Genomic DNA, 18,787 nt, shown 5'->3' with positions numbered 1-18,787 from the left:
TTTCCCAAACAGTACCCGAAGAAAATGCATAGGTAGTAGAGATTAGTTGTTATCATTTAAAATGGTATCCCACCCTGAACTTGATGGCCTGTGTGCGGGGTAATTGCCGGTAGTTGAGAAAATCCCATAGCAATTGAAGCTTCGTCTTCCTGAACACTTTGCTTTTTAAGGAAACTATTTTGCTGATGCCCACCAACCCACTCTGCTGCCAGATTTCAGCCTGCTTTTGCTCTTCGGCCGTGAGTGTTTGGGTATAAGACAAGGAGTGATAATTATATTCAAATCCACCGGAGGCGAAGAAGCTGCCCTTGAGTTTTACATCGAGGAAGGAACGCAGGCCAGCACCCTCACTAGTGATGGCAATGTTTCGGATATCCTTACCCCAGCCTACTTTATAACTGCCGCCGATACCAATGATGCTTTTGTCACTCAGCTTATACCCCACCGATAAACCAATATCAGAAGTGGTGGGAAAGAAATTGTTTGACTTTTGAGTTTGCAGGTTGGTACCATATTCCAGTCGCTGCCAGAAAGATTTTGTCTTCTGGTTATCGGGTTTGAAATTAGGCATATCCAGGTCGGCGCCGCCGTCGCCCAGCTTGTTGATCTTGTCTTTGAGTTGGTTGAGCTGCGCCTGGGCCGCCTGCAGGTTCTGTTGCATCAATTCATTGGCATTAGGACCTGCGGAAGCCAACTGGGTTTGAATCAGTTGCTGTACCTCATTGCGGGTTTGTAAACCGGCCAGACTCTGGCCATTGCTATAACCAGCGGGTACGGCAAACAAGCCGGCCAGTTCGGAATGCTGCTGCATAAAACTCTGGAAAGCAGGCAGCTTGTTGAGCAGCGACAATGCTTTCGTCAAGAGTTTATCCGGGTCATTCAGCAGATCCTTGTATTCCTGCACCTGTTGGGAATAATAGAACAGTTCTTTATTGAAATCCTGGTAGGTTTTGGTAATACAGCCCGGGAGATTGGTATAGCGGCTAAGGGCGGCTTTGATCTGTTCTTTGCGTTGTTTGATAAAGGCTTTTACTTGCTCGGTCTGCTGCAGTTTGCCCTGTAATTGCTGCACCTGCTGCAGGGAACTGGTGACCTGTTGGGCTTCTTCCGAATGAAGCAGGTTACTGTTCTGTTGAAGAAAAGACAGGGAGGTTTTGAGCGAGTCTACATAAGGGAGATATTGCCCCCTTGCACGGCCTGTAAGGGATACGGGATTCTTTAGTTGCTCCGATAGCTTTGCATACTGTTCAGCAGAACCTTCAAAGAGTTGTTTGGCGGCGGTGGAATCAGTCTTTTGTAGTTTTCTTCTGAGCTTTTCTTCCTTCCTGGCAAGGCGCTGCAGGTATTTTTCGGTTTGCCGCGTGAGTTGGGCTTCCAGCTTTTCCGTCTTTCGCTTAACACAATCATTAAAACGGATAATCAGGTTTGAGTGCTCCTTTGAAAATGAGGGTAATTCCTGGGCTTCAAGGTAGGATATATGACAAATGGTGAATGCAAGCGCAATCAATATACGGTTTAACATGGAGGTTGGTTATACGTTATGTGTACCCGAATTACCGGGTAAGACTATCTCACATATATGTATAACAACTATCAGACATAAGTGTACTAAAGGAAATTGTATTATTTTTTACACTGACTATTTGTTGAATGTTTGACCCCGCAAAACAGAACAAACAGTAAACAATACTCCCCGCAGCGTCCCCTTATGGGGAGACACTGCGGGGAAGTTAAACCGGCTCTCCCGCATCAGCGGGAAGCCCGGGCTTTGTAAAACGACGTTATACCGTAATGGGAGGACCCGTTGGAGGATGCTTCCATTTAAGGGCGGCACCTACAGGCGCCGTGGCCAACACACAAAACCAGCGCTACCAAGCGGCAGTCCCGCCGGGGCTGGCATTCTCCAGGCAATTCGCCGTCCCACTGGGCCTGGCGTCCGTTCTCCCATCAATTCTTCCCATCCATTAAATCCTGGTTCTGACTAATCCTCTTCCTCATCTTCTTCCAGCCAGTCCATATAATCACTGTACCACTCGCCCAGCTCATCCAGCAATACCTGCAAGGCCACCGGATCATTGTTAAAGAAGCCGGCCACATCATCAATCTCTTCCACAATATCAATATGGGCATTCTCATCGTCGTCCTCTACCCTTTTGGCCACAAAGCGCGGCTCCTGGGTATGAAAGATGTATTCATTGTCCGGATCAGTTACGGGATCATCAGCTATCATGAACTTAGGTAAAGCCATAACAATAGTATTTGAATGTTCGGGCAAAGGTAGGGGAATAAACCCATGACGCTACCCTCCGGGCGGCTTCCTCAGCGACCACCGCAGCAATATAAATCCCAGCAATCCCGCCCCTAAAGAGCCAATGATGATGGCTATTTTGGAACTGATGACCAGGGATCCCTCCTTAAAGGCAAGCTGCGTAATGAAAATAGACATGGTAAAGCCGATGCCGGCCAGCAGGCCCGTGAACAAGAGGTGTACTTTCCGCACGCCTCCGGGCAGGGCCGATAAGCCCAGCATCATACTCAGCAAGGCAAACAAAAAGATACCGGCCGGCTTACCCACCAGCAAGCCGCCTAAAATACCCAGGCTGTTGGCCGTGCCGAGATCCTGCATCCAGGAAGCCGGAATGGCAATTGCCGTATTGGCCAGGGCAAACAAGGGCAATATGAAAAAAGCCACCGGCTTGTGCAGGACATGCTGCAGGTTGTAGGAAGGAGATTGTTCATCGCCATTCCCAAAAGGGATGGCAAAAGCGGTGAGCACGCCTGTAATGGTGGCATGCACGCCGGAGCGGACCATCAAAAACCACATCACCACCCCCAATACTAAATAGATCCATACCCGGTACACCCGGAGCCTGTTCAGCACCAGCATAACACCAAACACCCCCAATGCCAGCGCGAGATATAGACCGGAAAGCCCTTTGGAATAAAAGAAGGCAATGACCAGGATAGCACCCAGGTCGTCAATAATGGCCAATGCGGTGAGGAATACTTTTAAGGAAGCCGGCACCCTGTTGCCCAGCAGGGAAAGGATGCCCAGCGAAAAAGCAATGTCCGTAGCCATGGGAATGGCCACACCATCCTGTGAAGGGGTACCGTAATTAAACAAAAAATGGATGAGCGCAGGCACTGCCATACCACCGATGGCAGCGAATACCGGCAACATGGATTTCCGGATAGCGGCCAGTTCACCAATGTATAACTCCCGCTCCAGCTCCAACCCCACCAGGAGGAAAAAGATGGTCATGAGCGCATCATTGATCCAGAACTCCAGGGGCTTATTTCCCACCTCCGTATGCCAGAAATGAACATAGTGATCACCCATAGCCGTATTGGCGATCACCAGGGAAATAACTGTACAGATGACCAGGATGAGGCCGCCGGCCTTTTCACTCTGGAAGAATTCTGTAAACAGCCGGGTTAATCTCATAACGGGTCAGTTAACGGTTGGATGGTTGACCCGCTAAGATACAATTATGCGCTCTTTAAAAAATATTTACAGGCGGTACCTCGACATGAATTTATGCTGGTATTCATTGATGAGTGCGTACAGTGATTTATAGCGGCCATCATAATCGCCGCCATTGATCTCTTTACATTTGGCATTCAGTTCATCAATATATCTGATCAAGTGTTCATTAAATCTCCTTTTCCGGTCTTCTCCTTCCGCTGCATTCACCCCGGCCATATGCGCTGTCAATCTCTCTTCAGCATACTCACGCAGTTCAAGAACTTCAGATAGTGTTTGATTCATAATAAGTGCATTTTTTCATTTATGATCAGGAACTCACGTTCACTGGAAAATCATTCGGACGGGCAGCTTTATGGCCACCGTTGTTATTAACGATCAGGTTTTGGGTAGGATAGGCAAATTGTACCCCCTCCTGCTCAAACGCTTTCACGATCTCAAGATTGATGGCCTGCTGCCTGTCCATATACAGGTTATAATCCGGACTCAATACATTGTACACGATCTCAAAATTGAGGCTGAAATCACCAAAGGAAAGAAAATGCGCCCGGTCGAACTGTGTATCCGGCTGCGTCTCAATAATGCGCTTCACGATACCGGGTACCTTATTCACCTTTTCTACCGGTGTATTATAACTTAAGCGAAAAGTGAAGACCACCCTCCTTTTTTCCATGCGCTTGTAATTATGCACCCTTGAGTTGGTAAGATCGGTATTGGAGAAGATCAGTTGCTCCCCGCCCAACGACCGGATGCGGGTGGTTTTAATGCCCACATATTCTACAGCGCCCATCTTATCGCCTACAATAATAAAGTCGCCGATTTCAAAAGGCTTATCGAAAAAGATCACGAAGTAGCTGAACAGGTCGCCCAGGATAGCCTGTGTAGCCAGGGCAATGGCAGACGCGATCAGTCTGATAACGAAATAAGTAGCTGTAAACAGGATCACCACATCCGCTACCCGGCCCATTTTGTCACTCAGTTTCAACGTTTGTACACCCCAGTACACACCGAGGATATACAGGCAGGGAACGATAAAACGATTGATGAGGGAGATCAAAAAATCATCAAATTGGGTATTGGTGCGTTGTGACCACACCTTCAGCTTACTGAGCATCCTACTTCTGGCGATGCGTAATGCCACAAAGGTGACGACAATGATACCGATGGCAATTACCCAGTTGCTCAAAGTGTTACCGAGGAAGACCTGGCTCCAGAAGTTGTTCATATACAAAAATTATACAATTACTACCGACGGCAAAAACAGCTGTTACCCCCTCTGTTCCTGTAAACCGGTAAAAACTATGCCATACGAACATCCGTTTGTTGCCAGGCTTATTATTACTTCACTTTTGCAGTAGACCGTTTCCTTTTTAACAAGGAATCACCTTGTATCTTCTGCAGCTCACGGGTGAGCTCAATATTAACAGATATCAATGAATCATTTTGCAGTATGAGGGCCCTGTTCTTTAGTTTATAGGAGATGCTTTGCTTATACAGGCATCCGCTGAGGGCCAGTAAAGCTGTTACAAAGAATACCAGGAAAAGGGAAAAGTTGAACTTCATCGTGCGAACTTTCCCTGGCAATTTGAAGTGCCCTGATTAGGCAATGCTTAGTTTGACATTAGAATACGATTAGAATTGACCTGCCGGCAGTATGATCCGGAATAAAGTACCTTCACCCGGCCGGGAGCTGACGGTGATCTCTCCTTTGTGTAGTTTGATAATACGGCGCGCCAGCGACAGGCCAAGCCCGAAACCACCGGTACTGCCGGTATGGTTAACGCGGTAGAAAGGCTGGAAAATATATCTCAGTTCACTGTGGGGAATACCAATGCCTTTGTCCTCCACAGCTATCGTCAACCGGCCATCGGCCGTATCCAGCATTACGATGGCTTTGTGATCATCGGAATATTTACAGGCATTCATCACTATATTCCTGATGGCCAGGGACAACAATTCGGTATTGCCAAATACGATCAGGGCATTGTCGTCGGAAGGCATATTGCCAAAAGACAACGCCACCGTATAATCGGGATCGAGCTTATTCACTTCAGCAGGCAACGCCAGCAACACTTCATCAATCCTTACCGGTTGTATCTCCAGTCCGCCTGTATTACCCGACGCCTGGGCAAACTCCAGCAAGGTTTGTGTTAACTTACCCAGGTGCCGTACATCCTGGTATACCGACTGCATGACGGCCCTGTACCGCTCCGCTTCGCGGTCTTTTTGCAGGGATACTTCCAGTTGACTGGATATGGAAGTTAACGGTGTTGACAGTTCATGGGATGCATTGGCAATAAAACGCCTTTGCATATCAAAACTTTCCTGCAGGCGGTTCAGCAACTGGTTCAGGGTTTCCGACAGGTATTGCCATTCATCATGCACTTCCCCGGAGTGGATGCGCCGGGCCAGGTTTTGCGCTGATATCTCATTAATATCATCGGCTATCTGTTTAATAGGGCGCAAGAGGCGGCCCGAAAAGAAGTAGCCACCTGCAAAAGCAATAATACTGCCTGTGAGAAAGCTGAACAAGAGGATATTCCGGAGTTGCTGCAATTTCTCCAAGCCTGTTTCATCATACGCTGCTGCAATAACTACCAGTCGTGATACCCGGTCTGTATGATGATAGGCCACTGCTTCCTTCTTACCGATCCTGAAATATACCCGCCCTTTTACCCGGGCGTCTTCCAGGATACGCTTATCCACCGTCAGGGTGTCGGAAGGTTCATCGCTGTACGTGTATACTTTTTGTCCCAGGTAATTATAGGCCTGCAGGGTCTTATCCTTCAGGGCCATCATGGTGGAGGAATCAATCGCACGCAACACATGCTGGTCAAAATTGGGCTGCCCCAGTAAACGCGCCCTGGTGATAGCGCGGTTGGTAAGCCGGAGTATAATATCGTTCGTGCGCTCTGTATACGAGAAATAATACACCGATCCGCACACCAGCAGCAGGATCAGGAAAACAATGCTTCCAAATAACAGGGTTATTCTTAATCGTACCGGCATCAACGGGTGCTTTCCTTTAAAATGTATCCCATGCCCACCTGTGTTTGTATCAGTTTCTGCGGGTATTGCTTATCAATCTTGTTCCGCAGGTAATTGATGTACACATCTATCACATTGGTATTCGTATCAAAATCTATTTCCCATACATTCACCGCAATATCAGCGCGCGACACGACCCTGTTCTTATTGCGCAGCAGGTATTCCAGCAACTGGAACTCTTTCACGGTAAGCGTGATCTTATTGCCATCGCGGACCACTTCCTTTCTATCAAGGTCCATCGTAAGACCGTCTGCACTCAGCAGGTTGCCGATGGGTATATGCTGGTTCATCGTACGCTTGAGTAATACCCTTATTTTCACCAGCAGTTCTTTAAACTCAAAAGGCTTTACCAGGTAATCATCGGCGCCTGCATCATATCCCTCCATTTTGTCATTCAGCCTGCCCAGGGAAGTAAGCATCATAATGGGTACCTGTGCATTCCTGCTGCGGATGAGCTTGCACAGGTCGTACCCGTTCATACCCGGCAGGTTAATATCCAGTATGACCAGGTTGAACGCGTGGGACATAAACAGCCGTTCACCGATCCTGCCATCATAGGCCACTTCTACATGATATCCATTCTCTGCCAGTCCGGCCTTCAGCGTATCGGCAATCTTAGGCTCATCTTCCACGATAAGTATCTTTCTCTCTTCCATAACTTACCGCAATAATTTTAAGGACACTAAGTTACAGCTCCACGAGCTATTACAAAACTCCACTGGATCCTTCAAAACCCTATAATCATAGTTCAGACAAATTCTAATCTCATTCTAATCCCACACTAATAGATGGCTAATCACAACTGGCTAAGTTTGGCTATACTTAGGCCATTTAAAAGGCTCAATTACGCTGACAAATGAAAAAAACACTCTTCTCGCTTGGTGGCTTGCTGGCTTCAACGCTCCTGGTAGCGCAAAGTGTACCCGATGCCACTCAACTTATTTACCATGAGCGTTATCAAAGCGCCAAAGCAGTCCTGCACAAAGTGCTGCAGGCCGACCCCAATAATGCCGAAGCCTGGTACCGGCTTTCACAGGCTTACCTGCCCCTGAAGGAAACCCAACAGTTAGCCGACAGTCTGCAACTGGCCACGCCCGCAATAAAGAACAATGCCTGGTACAAAGTAGCCTATGGCCAGTTGTTACTGGCCAACAACCATGCCGACAGCGCCCGCTGGTATTTTGAACAGGCTATCGGCGACGATCGCAAAAAAGATCCTGCCATCCTGCTGGCCGTGGCCAATGCACAGATCAGTGAAAAGAACGGCGATCCCCATGCGGCCCTGCTGGTATTGAACCAGGCCGGTAAAAAAGACATCAATGCGCCGGCTTTCCATGTACTGCGCGGCAATGCTTACCGCCGGCTTGCCAATGGCACAGAAGCCTACCGGTCGTACCAGGCCGCACTCAATGAAGACAGTAAAAATGCCGCCGCCCTTTACCAGATGGGCAAAATATTCGTGGCGCAAAAGAATGCCGATACTTACCTCGATTATTTCAACAAAGCCATTGCAGCCGATCCCTTGTATGCACCCGCCTGGTATGAACTGTATTACCACTATTATTTTACAGATGCACAAAAGGCGCTGGACCACTTCCGGCAGTACCTGTTGATCAGTGATTACAATGCGGAGAATGAATACCAGCATATAGACCTGGTGTATATCAATAAAAAATACGACTCTGCCATTGCCATGGCTCAGCATACGCTGGCAGCATTACCAGCCGATTCCATGCCGCGCCTGCACAAGCTGCTGGCCTATAGCTACCTTGGATTAAAGGACACCGCCAGGGCTTTTCATTCCATGACCACTTATTTCGCCCATGCCAATGACAGCAACTTTGTAGTGAAGGACTATGAAGTCATGGCCGGTCTTTACCATGCTATGCCCGGCAAAGAAGATTCGGCACTCATTTTTTACCAGGCCGCCGTTACCAAGATAACAGATTCCGCTGCCCTGTTTACCTACTACAAAAAACTGAGCGACCTTTACAAAGACAAAAAGGACAATGTCAACCAGGCCATCTGGCTGGGTAAATATTATACCAACAATGACAGGGCCACCAATATTGACCTGTTCAACTGGGGCATTGCCCACTTCAAGGCGGAGCAATACGCACAGGCCGATACGGTCTTTGGCCAATACATAGCGAAATACCCAGAACAAAGCTTTGGTTATTACTGGCGCGCAAGGGCCAACTCCCTGAAGGATTCGGCCATGGAAAAGGGGATCGCTATTCCGCATTACCAGGCACTAATAGATGTATTGCAAAAAGATACTACCAAAGCAGCTTCTGCCACCGATAAGAAATGGCTCATCGAAGCGTATGGATACATTGCCGCTTATGAAACCAATGAAGCAAAGGACTATAAAGAAGCCATCGCGCACCTGCAGAAGATACTGGAAATAGACCCGGCCAACAAAGATGCGCAGCAATATATAGCTATACTGGAAAAGAAAGTGGCTGCAGACAATCGTTCCGCCACCGCCACCAGCACCGATACCAATAACAGTAGCAACAATAATGCGAATAATAAGTAAAGCGATTTAACCTTCTGATCCATCCTGCGATCAGTTTTTCTTGACTGTTGATTTCTTGCTACAGGCCGGGAGACTCTTCTCCCGGCTTTTTGTTGCTAAAAGCAACAAAATAATGCTGCGAGGCTGCAAGCCTTCGCAGAGCTGAGCAAGCAAGTCACCGCAACACTATTTCATTGGGCTGGCAAAAACTTCTTCCTGTATGCCGTCGGGCTCATGCCCTTGAGCTTTTTGAAGGACCTGTTCAAATGGCTTTCATCTGTAAAGCCAAGCTCGATGGCCATCTCCCCTATCCGCATATCCGTATGCAATAACCTGTTTTCTATCAACCGGATCTTGTAATGGGTAAGCCACAATAATGAGGGTATTATAATACCACCTATACCGGCCAGAAGATAAAGTATGTGGTTACCCAAACCACCCAGGGCGGTGTAGCGGTGGTTGCAGCAGTGGCCTGGAGGCGGCTGTAATTACTTATCTTTGCCGCTTCATTTTAAGCAGATCAACACTATGGCTGGTGACCCGGAAAGCGTATCCCCTGTAAGAGCCCGTATCGCTATCGCTGTTTTCTTCTTCGTTTCAGGCTTTGGCTTTGCCACCTGGGCCTCCCGCATTCCCACCATCCAGCAGAAACTGCACCTCAATGAAGCCCAACTGGGCGCTGTATTATTTGCCATGCCCGCAGGGCTCATGCTCACCCTGCCCCTCACCGGCTTCTTATTACGCCGTTTCAGCAGCCGCTATATTATGATATCCGGCGCCCTGTTGTACAATATCATGATGTGCGGGGTAGGCTTTGCAACGCAAACCTGGCAACTGGTAGTACTGCTGTTCTTTTTCGGATCATCCCGCAACCTCTTCAATATTTCCGCCAATGCGCAATCGATCGGCGTGCAGGCATTGTACAACCGGTCGATCATCGCTTCCCTGCATGGCATCTGGAGCATTGCCGGCTTTGTGGCAGGAAGTTTAGGCACCCTCATGGTATCTGCCAATATTGGTACCTCCTGGCATTTCCTTGTGGTAAGCATCGTACTCACCAGTCTTTGTTGTTATTTTTTCAAAGACAGTGTACACCAGCGCCCTTCACCGCATGAACGCAAAGGCGGGTTTGTGTGGCCCAACAGGACCATGCTGAAATTCGGATTGGTCACCTTTGCCTCCATGGCCTGCGAAGGCACCATGACCGACTGGGCAGCCATTTACCTGCGCAAAGCTACCGGCGCTACCGCCGGCATGGCTACCGCCGGTTATGCGATCTATATGGCAGCGATGACCCTCGGCCGCTTTACCGGCGACCGGCTTGCCAACAGCCTTGGTGTTAAAACCTTGCTGCGGTATTGCGGTATATTGATGTTCAGCGGCCTGTTGCTGGCAGCCCTGTTGCCCTATACCTTGTTCGGCTGGTTTTGCTTCCTGCTGGTAGGCTTTGGCGTATCCTGCGTGGTGCCCATGACCTTCAGCATGGCCGGCAAAGTTCAGCATATGAGTGGCGGCCCTGCTATTGCGGCTGTATCTACCGTGGGATATTTTGGTTTCCTCATTGTGCCTCCGGCAGTAGGCTTTATTGCCGAAGCCCTCAACCTGCGCTGGTCTTTTGTGCTCATGTCACTGTTAGGCATACTCATTTTATGGATGGTGGGGAAATTGGATGTTGTTCCTAAAAAAATTAGTTAGACATTCTAAAAATACTATATTTGTGGAATGGAAGCGGTACAGAGATATTCACTGATTGCCGATTATTTTATAGCACTATCCAATGAAAGGCAATCACCTATCACCAACTTAAAGTTGCAGAAACTGGTGTATTATGCACAGGCCTGGCATATGGTCCTTGTAAAAAGAGACCTGATTGCTGAGAATTTCCAGGCATGGGTGCATGGTCCGGTTATTCCTGCCCTTTACAATGATTACCGCGAGTTTGGCTGGAAGCCCCTTATGAGAGATGACCTTACTCCCGATGCTTTTACTAAAATAAAAGAACAACTACCGGCAGATACCCTGCAACTGCTGCAAGATGTTTGCTACGAGTATTTTGGGTTGGAAGCTTTTGAATTAGAGAAATTGACCCACAATGAAGACCCCTGGCTTATTACCAGAAAAGGATTAGCAGATGACGCCCCATCCGACAGGATTATTGATAAAGCATTGATAAAGGGGTACTATTCAAAGTTTTCGATGGATGAGCAAGATTAGAAAATCAACTCCCCCTATTGGTAATCTTTCTATTTCACAAGCAAAACAGTTAGCAGAGCAAAAAGCAAAAGAACTTATTAATTTCTCCTTCAAGTACCTTGATGGCATCCATCAGAAGTTTTGTTATCATCCGCATTCCAACACTTATTTTGTTGAAGTGCTGGACCGTGTAAAAAACCTATCTGCTTTAACTAAACAGGAATTACTTTCCAACAGAAGCCCTTCCTTAAAAGCACACCCTATTAATTGGACAGATACTACCGAATCCTGTTTCGGCTTTCCGAAAGAAACGGATATTGTAGATATCCCTTACCAATTCTCCATTAACCGTAATGAGCATGGGAGAGTTCATGGCTTTTTTATCTACAATACCTTTTATGTTGTATGGCTCGACAAAATGCACAACTTATATTCATGATATAAATGCCGGGAAGCCGGTACTACTTACCGCCTTCCCAGCCTACAATCAATTCTCTTACCGGCTAATTGAATCCCGCTGCTGCCAGCCACACTCATATCTGTTGCCGTTATGGTGGCGCCAGCCGCCAAAACGGAAAGAGAGCGCTGTTGTGGCAATAAAGAGTACAATAGATACGATCACCGCTACTTTTGTAAGTGTTACCAACGCAGGCTTCTTAGAGAACCCGCCAAATACGTAACCAATAATAAATACCATACTGGCTATAAATAACACACGCATCAAGATCAATAATACAAATGGCATAAAATAGCATTTTAAAGTTTGCTTAATCCGCAGCGTCCCCTTCGGGAGACGCTGCGGGGAATTCTTTTTATTTAAGTTTCTTCAGCAACGCTTCCACTTCCTGCTTCCCCCAATGTGGTGCAGTACCGGCAGCGCCCTGCGCATTCAATTGCTGTAAGGATTGCTCCAGCAGTTCTTTGGCTTTCTTCTTATCACCGCCCCACATCTTGGGTGTCGCATACTTTTCCCAGCCTGCGAGGTATACAGCTCTCGGATTAGTGGCATCAAGCGCCAGGGCCTTCTGCACATATTGACCGGCCACAGGGCCATACTGGCGGCCATACGTCATGGGATTGATGAACACCTTTGCCCGGTTCACCATGCTCAGCACACAATACACTTCAGATAATTCTTTTTTCTGTGTAGCGGTATCCAGCAGGGACAATGATTTTTTGATCTGCTCATCCGCCAGGTTGGCAAAGGGTTCTATCCGCTCGCCATCATTCTCGTACAGCCAGCCTGTTTTGGCATTACAGAAGGCTGCATAATACCAGGACAACCAGTTGTTTTTTTGCTGTGCGGCAATGCCGGCAAAATCAATGGCCAGTTGCCGGTAATCCTTAACGGCAGTGGCCTTGCCGAGCCGGGCCACCGCCGCCTGCAATTGCTGGTCAGGGTTATCCTGGGCCAGGGAGGCAGTCAGGATCATACCTATTGCCATCGTCATAATAAGTACCTTTTTCATCTTGTTTTATTTTTAATTTAGATAATCGAAGGAACGCATTCACTACTCTTCACTGGCGCACGCATGCAGCGCCGACAAGTGCCGCTGCGTGCTTGTGCCTCATCACTCACAAATTCTCATTGATAAAATCGTCTCTCCTGTCAATGCCGAACGTCATGAAAATGCCGAAGTAAAAAGTCCGGGCGGCGGGTTGTGTAATGGGCAGCTTATACAGGCCATTGGCGCTGTAGTTATAGCCAAATACCTGCTCCCTGCCAAACACGTTATTCATACCCAGCCCGATACCGGAGAAGTCTTTATTCTTCCAACCCTTGAACAGCGAGAATATATAGGCGAAACTCAGGTTGAGCGCGCTATAAGTATTAGTAGTGCCCTGATCGGCAACATAAGTGGTACCGTTAGCATGGGTTTGAATATCGTAGTACGGGCGACCGGTAGCCAGGGTGTACGCCAGGTTGGCGCTCAGGTTGATCTCCTGGAAAAAGCGTTTCACCACCAGGGAAGCTGTATGCGGTGTGGCAAATGCCGGCCGCATGGAGGTTGGGAAGTCGAGGAACCTGCGTTTGGTATCGAGATACGTGTACGTAATCCAGTAGTCAACACCTTTCAACGTGCGCTTATCGCGGAAGAACAGCTCAATACCCCTGGCATATCCTTTACCGTCGTTGGCAACAGCGGGCTGCGTAGTAACCAGGTGTTGGTAACGCTTATAATATCCCTCCACCCTGAATAACCGGTTATTGGCTTTATACTGGTAATTGACCAGGTAGTGTGTGGCCCGGCTGAGATCCAGGTTCCTATTCTGTAACAGGTAGCTATCCTCCGGCTTTTGATAGAAAACACCGTAAGCCAGGTTGATCTGTCCGGCATCGGGGAAACGCCAGGCCAGGCTGACCCGTGGCGCTACATTCATGCGTCGTAACAAAGTAGTATACTCTGCACGCACGCCAACCTTAGCGGCGAGGTGTTTGGCGATGTATACATCCCCTTCTGCAAAGGCGGCCACCAGGTTATCCTGCCCGGTATGCAACGTATCGTTATACGTATAGTGGTCTTTGTTATAAAAATATTCCCCGCCAAACCGTAGGGACTGCCTGCGCCGGAACCCCTTGCTCATCACCACCCTGGCCTGCGCAAAGCCGGACCGTGTATCACGGCTGTTATTCTTTTGATCATAAGGATATACCCGAATAAAGACAGGGGCCTTCTTTGCATCCAATAATTGATTAGCCACATTTTCTTTAAAATAATTGTACGCAATCGCAGCGTCTATCTTCCATTGATGCCGCAAGGACTCCCGGTACGACAGGTTATTGTATACATTGAACCCTTTCAACTCGAATGAAGACAACAGGCCTGCACTGTCGGCATCGCTGGTCCGCATGCCGGTATGGTTATAACCATAATTGCTGTAGAATTTCAGCATGCCTGTCTTACTCGTCCTGATGCGGAAATTGGCATCGCCCGTGAGGTATTCGGGCCCGTAAAAGAAATCGGGTTTGGCCCCCACCAGGTTATTGTACCAGGTCTGGTTGCCATACCGCGCATTCACGCCATAGCTGCTCTTGCGGTCTTTACCCAATTGCTGGAATCCCGCGCCTACACTCATGGGGAATACGTGCAAGCTGGCGGAGGACCGATCGGGCAGGTCAACCGTTTCCAGGATCAATGCGCTACTCATCGCCTGGCCATATAAGGCAGAATAGCCACCGGAGCTGAACAGGATGCCTTTGAATAAAAAGGGATTGGTCCTTGCCGGCTGCGGCATACCGGGCACGGGGGAGAAATTGGGATGTGGCAGCAGGGCGCCATCTACAAATTGTTTGGCCTCCTCCCCTGTTCCGCCACGCACAAACAATCCTTCCTGTTCACCGATCTGCTGAGCGCCGGGCAGCGCCCTTAAGGCATTGGCAATATCGCCGCCATTACCTGCTACTGTTACCGCATCAATGGGTGTTAGCGAAGCGCCTTTCGCCTTATCACTCGCCTCAAAACTGCCGGCGCTCACTACCACCACTTCACCCAGACTGACGCTTTCCTCTTCCAGTATAATAGTAATCATGGAGTCACCCGCGGACACTTCTACTTCTTTAGGCTGGTAGCCCACAGAAGACACTTTCAATACCACTTTATCATGGACCAGCAGGCTCAGGACAAAATTGCCGGCAGTATCGGCCCGGGTACCTATGCGTGATTGCTTCACACCAATGCTGGCCGCCGGCAAAGGCTGTTGTTTATTGTTCAATACCTTCCCGCGGATAACCGTCTGTGCAGTAGCTTGCAGGGTCATGCCTGCCATCAGCCACACGCTAAAAAAGACATAAGGGAAATTGTTAGGTTTCATAGCTCAATACTTTTACAACCCAAAAGTATCATCGCTATGCAGGCGCCTGCCCGGAGAATAGACTTTGATCAGTGGTGAATAGACGTAAGGGGGAAATGAGGAGACTTAAGAAATAAGGTGGGCCGCTCTTGCAGCGCTGAAGGCCGGGCTGCAGGGCGACTCACCTTTTGTCAGAGCGCAAGTGCTTTCTCCACCTCCCCCTTGTAATTCTCACTCAGGGGAAGTTCGAGGGAGCCAATGCAAATAAGATCACGTTTAACAGCCGTTACTTTACCGGCTGCAACGATATAAGATTTATGCGTGCGTATAAAACGGAAGGCCGACAGTTTTTCCTGTATCGCCTTCATGCTCATCTTGGTGATCACCGGTCTGGAAGAAGATGCCAGGAAGATCTTTACATAATCCTTCATCCCTTCAATGTATAAAATATCGGGTATAGACACTTTCACCTGCACATATTCCACATACACGAAGAAATAATCCGGCGCTTCCTCTTTGGTTGCAGACTTCTGCTGCAGGTTATACAGGTCCTGCGCTTTATTGCAGGCTTTCAGGAAGCGTTCAAAAGATACCGGCTTCAGCAAATAATCCACCACATCGAGGTTAAACCCTTCCAGCGCATATTCCTTATAGGCAGTGACCAGGATGGCCATGGGCGGGTTCTTCAATGACTGTAAAAATTGTAATCCATTCAGTCCCGGCATCTGGATGTCCAGGAAAATCAGGTCTACCGGCTGCTCATGCAATATGGCCGCGGCTTCCATTGCATTCCGGCAGGCTTTTACCAACTGCAGGAAAGGCACCTGTTGTATATTATCCACCAGCAGGTCCAGTACCAGTTTCTCATCATCTACTGCCATACATTTCAGCATGATAAAGCAAGTTTTAAGTCGGCATCATACACTTCGCCATTGTCCTGTATCGTCAGGGTATGTTTATCGCCATACAAAAGGCGCAGCCGGTTACGCACATTGGCCAGTCCTATCCCGGAACCGGCATCCTTTGACACATTATCCCGGTTATAATTATTCACTACCCGGAAGTGCAAATATTGTTCCTTTACCTGTAAGGCTATCTTAATATACGGATCTTTCACCAGGCCAATGCCATGCTTGAAAGCATTTTCCACAAAGGGGATCAGCAGCATTGGTTCAATGGCACAGGAAGGTTCACTATGCTCAATGTCCACCTGCACCCTTACATCTTCTCCAAAACGAAGCTGTTGCAGTTCGATATAATTGCGCAGGTATTCAACCTCTTTGGTGACAGGGAAGCGCTCGCCATTCGTTTCATACAGCATATAGCGCAGCATATCTGACAACTGTATGAGGGCCGGCTCCAGTTGGTCCGACTTCTTACGGGCCAGCGAAACCATATTCGTGAGTACGTTGAACAGGAAATGCGGACTTACCTGTGAGCGCAGGAACTTCAGCTCAGAAGCCAGCCTTTCTGCCTGTGCTTCTTTCTCTGCCCGCTCTGCCTGTATACGATCTGTAATAAGCCGGTAAATAATGGAAGCGATCAAAAAAGGGATGGGTGGGAAAAAGAAGTACCCGGCATAAAGTCCACCTGGTTGCTCATAGCCAATCAATCCCATCAGCCCCACTTTTATGTAATACGAGCCTCCAAGAATGATGCCCAGGAAAACAATATACAGCGGCCAGCGTTTCCGGGTCATGAACCGGGGATACAAGTAAAAAGCATTGAAGTAAAACAGGCCGATATGATACAGGTTGCCGAGCAGGAAAAAACCATTGGGCAAGCCGGTCTCTATTTTATGGAATACAATCAATGGCACGCTGAGCAAGGCGGTCCAGATAACCACATGCATACCTGGTGAGAAATATCTCGAGCGTATCGGCATGGCTGCAAGCTACCATTATCCTGCGTTTAACCGAATGGGGGTAGACAAAAGGGGGAAATGAGATGACAAAAGGCTTATTGACAACTGTCAAAAAAGCAATCTTCGCAGAGATACGGGTTTTCTTTCCGAGTTTTAAATTATTTTACACTAACCACCATCACTAACCCCAAAAACTGCTTATATGGCAAAGCCGAATAAGAACTTAACCAATCTCATTGTATTATGCCTTGCATTCATCATTTTCATGCTGGTATTCAGATCTATGACAAAAAGTGACGGAGGAGGGATCATGTCAATCATTGTGGTAGTTGGGGGATGGGGCGTCTTTCTCTACTTCCTCGTAAAACTGCTGGTCCAGTTGTTCAGGTCACCTCACGTAGCGGATAAGCCTGCTGATCCGGTGCAGCCTATTTCCTCATCAGCTCCGCAAATCAATAACGGCGAAGGAAACTCCCGGCTGTTCATCTACCTGGCATTCCTCCTGTTCATGGGGCTGATTGCGGGATCAACCAATCAGGTGAAGCGTTTTATCAATCCGCTGGCTATTTCCAATGCATTCGGAATTTGGTTCTGGGTTATTACAGGCATTGCTTTCTTTGTGGGATTGGGTGGTGTGCGTATTCAGAAAGCTTTTCGCATATCAACTTATGATGGTGGCTGGCGCCGGGGATACCTGGATTTTGGGGCAGAGAAAGGTACGAATGGATTACCTGGAGCAATATCTCTTACTACTGCCTTTGTTTCCGTCTATATCATCTGGACGGCCATATCGCATTGGATGTTGAAAAAGCCTTTCCCGGAGGCTATGGACCTCAAAATGGTCGTAGCTATTATAATCGGCAGCTTTTTTATCATACCACTTTATTTCCTGTTTTTGAGATTATTCCGGGCACCTAACAGGACAGGGTTGATCATTGGCGGTGTGTGGTTAATCGCATTGGCCATCATAGCCAGGTTATAGTATCAGCCAGGCCGGGATAAGGCACGTTTATCCGCTAAAACTTGCACTGGAGTGCTCTCAGACAGCCTGTTTTCATTGAGGAGCCAGTGCAAGTCGGAGGCCATTCGCAGGCCTATTGCAGAGCATATACAGCGCATCAGGCGCCCACTCACCCCCCATTCTCCGCTTCCTGGGTGAGGCGTACCAATGCTGCTTCATCCAGGATGGTAATGTCTTTATTATCAACCGTAATAATTTTGGCCTGGGTAAGATCGGTCACTATGCGGAAGACGGTTTCATACGTGGTGCCGGCATAAGAAGCGATGTCCTGCCGGGTGAGCGAAATATTGATAAAGCCCTCCGGCGTAAGGCCAAACTTTTCTTTCAATATCAGGAAGGCATAGGCAATGCGTCCTTTCACGGGCATGTGCGCCAGGTTGCGCATCCGTTTTTCTGATTCCTGCAGCTCTTCGGCATAAAACATCAGCAGGTCGTACGTGAATTCAGTATTTACTTTGAGGGTGGTCTTGAAAAATGCCAGGTCAATAAAGCAAACCGTACAGGTCTCCAGGGCCGTGGCCGATACCGGGTAGATGGTGTCCTTACCCAGTCCCCGGTGCCCGATAATATCCCCCTGATGGGCAAAACGCACATTCAGCTCCTTTTCCTCGCCCCATTTCTTGTGCACTTTTGCCTTGCCATCATATAAGAAATAAATACCGGTTACCGGGTCGCCTTCCCGGAAAATGAGCTCTCCCTTTTTAAACTGGTAGCTCTTTTTATTGGCTTCAATGGCAGGTATCCATTCTTTTAAACAACGCTTACACAAAAAACAATGCTGTAGGTCACAACTGGTTTTAACCGACTTCATGGGCGTGAAGATAAGATCGTTTAGGTTTTGGGACTAAAGTTTCGATCTTCAAA

Annotated in this window: 20 protein-coding genes; 5 read left to right on the top strand and 15 right to left on the bottom strand. The window is 48.1% G+C overall.

Translation table 11 applies throughout. From position 1 onward, the window contains the following. Positions 1-52 precede the first annotated feature (52 nt). From HB364_RS26090 to HB364_RS26055, 8 genes are all read right to left on the bottom strand, one after another. Positions 53-1,522, bottom strand: coding sequence for a hypothetical protein (locus tag HB364_RS26090; RefSeq protein ID WP_167291363.1), 1,470 nt, complete (start codon positions 1,520-1,522; stop codon positions 53-55). Positions 1,523-1,981: 459 nt separating this feature from the next. Then, positions 1,982-2,248 (bottom strand): hypothetical protein, encoded by a 267-nt coding sequence (locus tag HB364_RS26085; RefSeq protein WP_167291362.1) that lies wholly within the window; start codon positions 2,246-2,248, stop codon positions 1,982-1,984. A gap of 51 nt (positions 2,249-2,299) precedes the next feature. Then, entirely contained in the window at positions 2,300-3,445 is a 1,146-nt protein-coding gene (gene nhaA, locus HB364_RS26080) for a Na+/H+ antiporter NhaA (RefSeq protein ID WP_167291361.1), read from the bottom strand. A gap of 66 nt (positions 3,446-3,511) precedes the next feature. After that, positions 3,512-3,769: a hypothetical protein gene (locus HB364_RS26075; protein WP_167291360.1), complete on the bottom strand. Its 258-nt coding sequence runs from the start codon at positions 3,767-3,769 to the stop codon at positions 3,512-3,514. Between the two features lie 25 nt (positions 3,770-3,794). Then, positions 3,795-4,709, bottom strand: a complete 915-nt coding sequence (locus HB364_RS26070) for a mechanosensitive ion channel family protein (protein WP_167291359.1) — start codon at positions 4,707-4,709, stop codon at positions 3,795-3,797. Between the two features lie 113 nt (positions 4,710-4,822). Further along, positions 4,823-5,047, bottom strand: coding sequence for a hypothetical protein (locus HB364_RS26065; RefSeq protein ID WP_167291358.1), 225 nt, complete (start codon positions 5,045-5,047; stop codon positions 4,823-4,825). A gap of 69 nt (positions 5,048-5,116) precedes the next feature. Continuing rightward, positions 5,117-6,493 carry a HAMP domain-containing sensor histidine kinase gene (locus HB364_RS26060; protein ID WP_167291357.1) on the bottom strand — a complete coding sequence of 459 codons (1,377 nt, stop codon included), beginning with the start codon at positions 6,491-6,493 and terminating at the stop codon, positions 5,117-5,119. Then, positions 6,493-7,188 carry a response regulator transcription factor gene (locus HB364_RS26055; RefSeq protein ID WP_167291356.1) on the bottom strand — a complete coding sequence of 232 codons (696 nt, stop codon included), beginning with the start codon at positions 7,186-7,188 and terminating at the stop codon, positions 6,493-6,495. The genes HB364_RS26060 and HB364_RS26055 overlap by 1 nt, the downstream gene beginning before the upstream one ends. Positions 7,189-7,388: 200 nt before the next feature. On the opposite strand from HB364_RS26055, the gene HB364_RS26050 reads away from it, so the two are divergent. Then, the gene (locus tag HB364_RS26050; protein WP_167291355.1) at positions 7,389-9,074 is read left to right on the top strand and encodes a tetratricopeptide repeat protein; all 1,686 of its coding nucleotides are present in this window, start codon (positions 7,389-7,391) and stop codon (positions 9,072-9,074) included. Between the two features lie 170 nt (positions 9,075-9,244). Here the strand turns inward: HB364_RS26050 and HB364_RS33250 are convergent, their stop codons facing one another. Further along, positions 9,245-9,427 (bottom strand): helix-turn-helix domain-containing protein, encoded by a 183-nt coding sequence (locus tag HB364_RS33250; protein WP_262889839.1) that lies wholly within the window; start codon positions 9,425-9,427, stop codon positions 9,245-9,247. A gap of 124 nt (positions 9,428-9,551) precedes the next feature. Between HB364_RS33250 and HB364_RS26040 the strand changes: the two genes are divergently transcribed. The 3 genes from HB364_RS26040 to HB364_RS26030 are packed head-to-tail and all read left to right on the top strand — an operon-like array spanning position 9,552 to position 11,685. Then, the gene (locus tag HB364_RS26040; RefSeq protein ID WP_246228620.1) at positions 9,552-10,748 is read left to right on the top strand and encodes an MFS transporter; all 1,197 of its coding nucleotides are present in this window, start codon (positions 9,552-9,554) and stop codon (positions 10,746-10,748) included. A gap of 27 nt (positions 10,749-10,775) precedes the next feature. Further along, positions 10,776-11,267, top strand: a complete 492-nt coding sequence (locus HB364_RS26035; protein ID WP_167291354.1) for a Panacea domain-containing protein — start codon at positions 10,776-10,778, stop codon at positions 11,265-11,267. Continuing rightward, positions 11,254-11,685, top strand: coding sequence for a hypothetical protein (locus HB364_RS26030; RefSeq protein ID WP_208420103.1), 432 nt, complete (start codon positions 11,254-11,256; stop codon positions 11,683-11,685). The genes HB364_RS26035 and HB364_RS26030 overlap by 14 nt, the downstream gene beginning before the upstream one ends. Before the next feature lie 57 nt (positions 11,686-11,742). Here HB364_RS26030 and HB364_RS26025 read toward each other — a convergent pair whose 3' ends face one another. From HB364_RS26025 to HB364_RS26005, 5 genes are all read right to left on the bottom strand, one after another. Further along, positions 11,743-11,991: a hypothetical protein gene (locus HB364_RS26025; protein WP_167291353.1), complete on the bottom strand. Its 249-nt coding sequence runs from the start codon at positions 11,989-11,991 to the stop codon at positions 11,743-11,745. Positions 11,992-12,058: 67 nt separating this feature from the next. Beyond that, on the bottom strand, positions 12,059-12,715 hold the full coding sequence (locus tag HB364_RS26020; protein ID WP_167291352.1) for a hypothetical protein: 657 nt from the start codon (positions 12,713-12,715) through the stop codon (positions 12,059-12,061). Between the two features lie 106 nt (positions 12,716-12,821). Next, positions 12,822-15,059 carry a TonB-dependent receptor gene (locus HB364_RS26015; RefSeq protein ID WP_167291351.1) on the bottom strand — a complete coding sequence of 746 codons (2,238 nt, stop codon included), beginning with the start codon at positions 15,057-15,059 and terminating at the stop codon, positions 12,822-12,824. Between the two features lie 170 nt (positions 15,060-15,229). Next, positions 15,230-15,931 (bottom strand): LytR/AlgR family response regulator transcription factor, encoded by a 702-nt coding sequence (locus HB364_RS26010; RefSeq protein ID WP_167291350.1) that lies wholly within the window; start codon positions 15,929-15,931, stop codon positions 15,230-15,232. Beyond that, the gene (locus HB364_RS26005) at positions 15,925-16,890 is read right to left on the bottom strand and encodes a sensor histidine kinase (protein WP_167291349.1); all 966 of its coding nucleotides are present in this window, start codon (positions 16,888-16,890) and stop codon (positions 15,925-15,927) included. Before HB364_RS26005 ends, HB364_RS26010 begins: the two co-directional genes overlap by 7 nt. 214 nt (positions 16,891-17,104) lie before the next feature. Between HB364_RS26005 and HB364_RS26000 the strand changes: the two genes are divergently transcribed. Beyond that, positions 17,105-17,884, top strand: coding sequence for a hypothetical protein (locus HB364_RS26000; protein ID WP_167291348.1), 780 nt, complete (start codon positions 17,105-17,107; stop codon positions 17,882-17,884). A gap of 148 nt (positions 17,885-18,032) precedes the next feature. On the opposite strand, the gene HB364_RS25995 is transcribed toward HB364_RS26000, so the two are convergent. Beyond that, entirely contained in the window at positions 18,033-18,734 is a 702-nt protein-coding gene (locus HB364_RS25995; RefSeq protein ID WP_167291347.1) for a Crp/Fnr family transcriptional regulator, read from the bottom strand. Positions 18,735-18,787: the final 53 nt, after the last annotated feature.

The organism is Paraflavitalea devenefica (genome assembly GCF_011759375.1).
GTDB lineage: Bacteria > Bacteroidota > Bacteroidia > Chitinophagales > Chitinophagaceae > Paraflavitalea > Paraflavitalea devenefica.
This window is presented reverse-complemented; position numbering and strand designations above follow the sequence as displayed.

Coding starts and splice junctions, on each gene's coding strand:
- HB364_RS26090 (WP_167291363.1), bottom strand. CDS start 1,522: ATGTTAAACCGTATATTGATTGCGCTTGCATTCACCATTTGTCATATA.
- HB364_RS26085 (WP_167291362.1), bottom strand. CDS start 2,248: ATGGCTTTACCTAAGTTCATGATAGCTGATGATCCCGTAACTGATCCG.
- nhaA (WP_167291361.1), bottom strand. CDS start 3,445: ATGAGATTAACCCGGCTGTTTACAGAATTCTTCCAGAGTGAAAAGGCC.
- HB364_RS26075 (WP_167291360.1), bottom strand. CDS start 3,769: ATGAATCAAACACTATCTGAAGTTCTTGAACTGCGTGAGTATGCTGAA.
- HB364_RS26070 (WP_167291359.1), bottom strand. CDS start 4,709: ATGAACAACTTCTGGAGCCAGGTCTTCCTCGGTAACACTTTGAGCAAC.
- HB364_RS26065 (WP_167291358.1), bottom strand. CDS start 5,047: ATGAAGTTCAACTTTTCCCTTTTCCTGGTATTCTTTGTAACAGCTTTA.
- HB364_RS26060 (WP_167291357.1), bottom strand. CDS start 6,493: ATGCCGGTACGATTAAGAATAACCCTGTTATTTGGAAGCATTGTTTTC.
- HB364_RS26055 (WP_167291356.1), bottom strand. CDS start 7,188: ATGGAAGAGAGAAAGATACTTATCGTGGAAGATGAGCCTAAGATTGCC.
- HB364_RS26050 (WP_167291355.1), top strand. CDS start 7,389: ATGAAAAAAACACTCTTCTCGCTTGGTGGCTTGCTGGCTTCAACGCTC.
- HB364_RS26035 (WP_167291354.1), top strand. CDS start 10,776: ATGGAAGCGGTACAGAGATATTCACTGATTGCCGATTATTTTATAGCA.
- HB364_RS26030 (WP_208420103.1), top strand. CDS start 11,254: ATGAGCAAGATTAGAAAATCAACTCCCCCTATTGGTAATCTTTCTATT.
- HB364_RS26025 (WP_167291353.1), bottom strand. CDS start 11,991: ATGCCATTTGTATTATTGATCTTGATGCGTGTGTTATTTATAGCCAGT.
- HB364_RS26020 (WP_167291352.1), bottom strand. CDS start 12,715: ATGAAAAAGGTACTTATTATGACGATGGCAATAGGTATGATCCTGACT.
- HB364_RS26015 (WP_167291351.1), bottom strand. CDS start 15,059: ATGAAACCTAACAATTTCCCTTATGTCTTTTTTAGCGTGTGGCTGATG.
- HB364_RS26010 (WP_167291350.1), bottom strand. CDS start 15,931: ATGCTGAAATGTATGGCAGTAGATGATGAGAAACTGGTACTGGACCTG.
- HB364_RS26005 (WP_167291349.1), bottom strand. CDS start 16,890: ATGCATGTGGTTATCTGGACCGCCTTGCTCAGCGTGCCATTGATTGTA.
- HB364_RS26000 (WP_167291348.1), top strand. CDS start 17,105: ATGGCAAAGCCGAATAAGAACTTAACCAATCTCATTGTATTATGCCTT.
- HB364_RS25995 (WP_167291347.1), bottom strand. CDS start 18,734: ATGAAGTCGGTTAAAACCAGTTGTGACCTACAGCATTGTTTTTTGTGT.